The organism is Streptomyces sp. T39 (assembly GCF_008042045.1).
Lineage (GTDB): Bacteria > Actinomycetota > Actinomycetes > Streptomycetales > Streptomycetaceae > Streptomyces.
Window position 1 is genome coordinate 1 of record NZ_RDBP01000068.1, and the last position, 3,062, is coordinate 3,062.

The following is a 3,062-nucleotide window of genomic DNA, read 5'->3' on the forward strand; positions in this document are numbered from 1 at the left end:
GCGCTGGAGAGGAGCCGGGGGGACGCCGGGCGGATCGCCCGGGTGCAGTACCAGGGCGGCTCCGAACTCTCCGCCCAGCTGCGGCTGCTCCTCGCCCGCGACCCGGAGCAGGCTCTCGAACAGGACTACCTGATGGAGCGGGCCACGCGTCGAGTGCGGCGACGTCCTGCGCGGAGAGCGTCGCGAGGAGCGCCTCGGCCGACCGCAGCCGGGCGACGGCCCGCGCCCGCGCCTCCTCCTGCCGGACGGCGAGGACGAGTTCCGCGTCCAGCCCGGCCCGCGCCGCCTCGGCGAGGGCGCGGGCGCGTGCCTCGGCGGCCGTCAGCCGGGTCGTCGCAGCGAGTCGGGCGACGGCGGCCCGCTCCATCAGGTAGTCCTGTTCGAGAGCCTGCTCCGGGTCGCGGGCGAGGAGCAGCCGCAGCTGGGCGGAGAGTTCGGAGCCGCCCTGGTACTGCACCCGGGCGATCCGCCCGGCGTCCCCCCGGCTCCTCTCCAGCGCCGTGCGCGCGGCGTGCAGCTGCCGCTGGAGCCGGGCCGTCGCGGCGCGCCGGCTCCGCAGGGCCGAGGACGCCTCCCGGGCGCTGCGCTCGGCGTCGGCCGCCTGGGCGTACAACTCCCGGATCCGGGACACCACTCCCGCCCCGTTCACCGGCGGCCCGGGCTCGCCGCGCTCCGGGACGCCGCCGGTGAGCGCCTCGACGACTCCGTCCCCGAGATCGCCGAGCACCCTGCCGACGGCGCTTCGCGCCGGCGGATCCGGCACGGGGACGGCGGCGTGACCCGGTGTCGCGGCCAGGGCCGTGACGACGGCGAGCGCCGTCGCGCACACCCCGGCGAGCAGCCTGTCTGACACGCCATCACCTCCGAGTGCGGACGGGGCGGATCGGGCCCCCGCGCAGAGGGTGTCCGCTCCGGTCCGTCCGGCCACGGCGGATGGTCGGTACGGCGCAACGCGGTCACCCGTCCCGGCACACTCCGCCCGCCTGCCCGCGCGCCTGCGCCGGTGCTTTCCGTCCGGATCAGGCGGACCGGCGGGGGCCTTGGGCCCGCAGGGCCCGGGGGCGGTTCGCCGGGCGGAGGTGGCCGCTCGTCCCGGGCCGCAGCCCTCGGGCGGCGGAGGCATGCCTCCGCCTGCGCACCGCCGGCGCGGTGCCGGGGCACCCGCACCCGCACCCGCCGGGATCAGGGCCCTCAGCTCACCGGGAGGGCGTAGAAGGTCCTGCCGCGCCGCACGACCGTACGCGTGCCGGCCGGGAACGCCGCATAGCGCGGAGTGGCCTGCTCCGGCGCGTCCTCGGCACCCGCCTCCTGGAACTTCCACAGCCGCCTGCCGTCGCGTGCCGCGAACGCCGTCAGCTGGACGGCGTCGCCCGTGAGGACCGTGCGGCCGCTCGGGCTCAGCGCCGTCACCGGGGTCTCGCGCCACGCGGGCGCCTGGGTCGAGCGGCGCCACAGTTCGCGGCCGGTCGCGGTGTCGACGGCGCACACCTGCTGGAAGCGGTTGGCCACGTACAGGGCCGGGCCCGCGACCAGGGGCGTGCCATAGGCGAACACCCCCGGCTCGCCCCGGGTGTTCGCCGCTGCCACCCGCCACAGGCGGCGGCCGTCGGCACCGGTGTAACCGTGCAGTTCGCCGCCCGCCGCCGCGTAGATCCGGCCCGAGGCGTCGCCCGTGACGGCCGCCGTCGCGCCGACGGCCGTGAGCAGGGTCCCCGGGCGCGCCTTGCCGGTGGCGCGGTCCAGGGAGTGGAGCACCGAACCGTTCCGCGCCGCCTTCTGCTGCGCGGGCGTCAGGGTCCGGCCGTCCTGCCGTACGAGGACGTCGTCGCGGCGGACCGCCACCAGCTGGTACGCGGGCGTGTGGGGCGCGCGCCCCTCGGGGACCCGCGTCCGCCACTGCTGCGCGCGGGCCGCCAGGTCGTAGGCGATGACGTACGCCTCCCGCACGGCCGCCTTCTGCCTGCGTCCCCGCACCGTCCGCTCGACGGTCCGCTGCACATGCGCGGTGAACCAGGCGGTGGGCCCGTCCGAGCCGAGGACCTGCCCGATCGTCAGGGTCTCGCCGGGCAGGGCGAGGGTCTTCTTCGCGAGACGCTGGCCGACCCTGCCGTCGGCCGCCGACACCCACAGCAGTTCCTCGGCCGTGTCGACGAGGCAGTACGTGCCGACGGGGACGACCCGGGTGGCGGAGGCCGCCTCTTCGAGCGTCCACACCCGCCGCCCCGTGCGCAGATCGACGGCGGCCGTGCCCTGGGCGTCGGTGAGCAGCAGCAGCTTGTCCTGCCACACGACCGCGCCCAGCGGGACGGCGGGGGCCCCCTCGGGCTGCTCGGGGGGCGCGGGGTGCTCGTAGCGCCACTGCGCGTCGGGCGCGAAGCCCGCCATGGGGCTCGGCCGGGACGCGGGCGCGGGCTTCGGCGCGGCGGGCTTCGCCTCCTCGCCGCCCGCGAGGGCGGCCACGGCCGTGCCGCCGACGACGAGCCCGGCGGCACCGGCCGCCGCCGCGACGAGCAGCCCGCGCCGCCCGATCCCGGCGGCCTCGGTCCGCAGGGCCGGGCCGGGGCCGGCGGTGAGCGGCGGCCGCGCACCCGCGGTGAGCGCACCCGCGGTGTACGGCAGCTGCGGCGCGCCGCCGGCGGGAAGCGCGGCAACGGGCGCGGGGGCGCCGCCGGGTCCCTGGTCGGGGGTGCCGGAGGGCCGGGGGAGCGGCACGGGCGCCGCGGCGCGGGGCTCGGCGGGGACGAGATCCTTCACCAGCAGGGGCGTGGTGTCCCTTCCCGACGGGGGCCGCCCGCTCGCCCCGGCCCGGCGCACCAGCACGGTGGCGCGGTCCTCCCCGCCGTCCGCCTGCCCGCGTCCGGACACGGGCACGACGGCCGCGCCGGAGGCGTGCGACGCCGCAGCGGCGTCGGCACCGGCCGGGGCGGCCGCGTCCTGCGCCTGCGCGACCGGTACCGCGTCGGCGACGGCCGCGCCGTGCGGGTCCGCCGACGGGGTGGCGGTGGCGGACCCGGCGGTGGTCCCGGTCGCCGGGGCCGCGGCGGGCGGGACCACCGCCGGGT

The 3,062-nt window shown here is 79.3% G+C and carries 1 protein-coding gene and 1 pseudogene; both read right to left on the minus strand.

Annotated elements, in window-relative coordinates:
* A pseudogene (locus EAO77_RS35090) lies at positions 1-853 on the minus strand (hypothetical protein); the annotation flags it as partial.
* A gap of 338 nt (positions 854-1,191) precedes the next feature.
* Positions 1,192-3,062 (minus strand): PQQ-binding-like beta-propeller repeat protein (locus EAO77_RS35095; protein WP_147992375.1); only part of this gene is annotated, 1,871 nt, incomplete at its 5' end.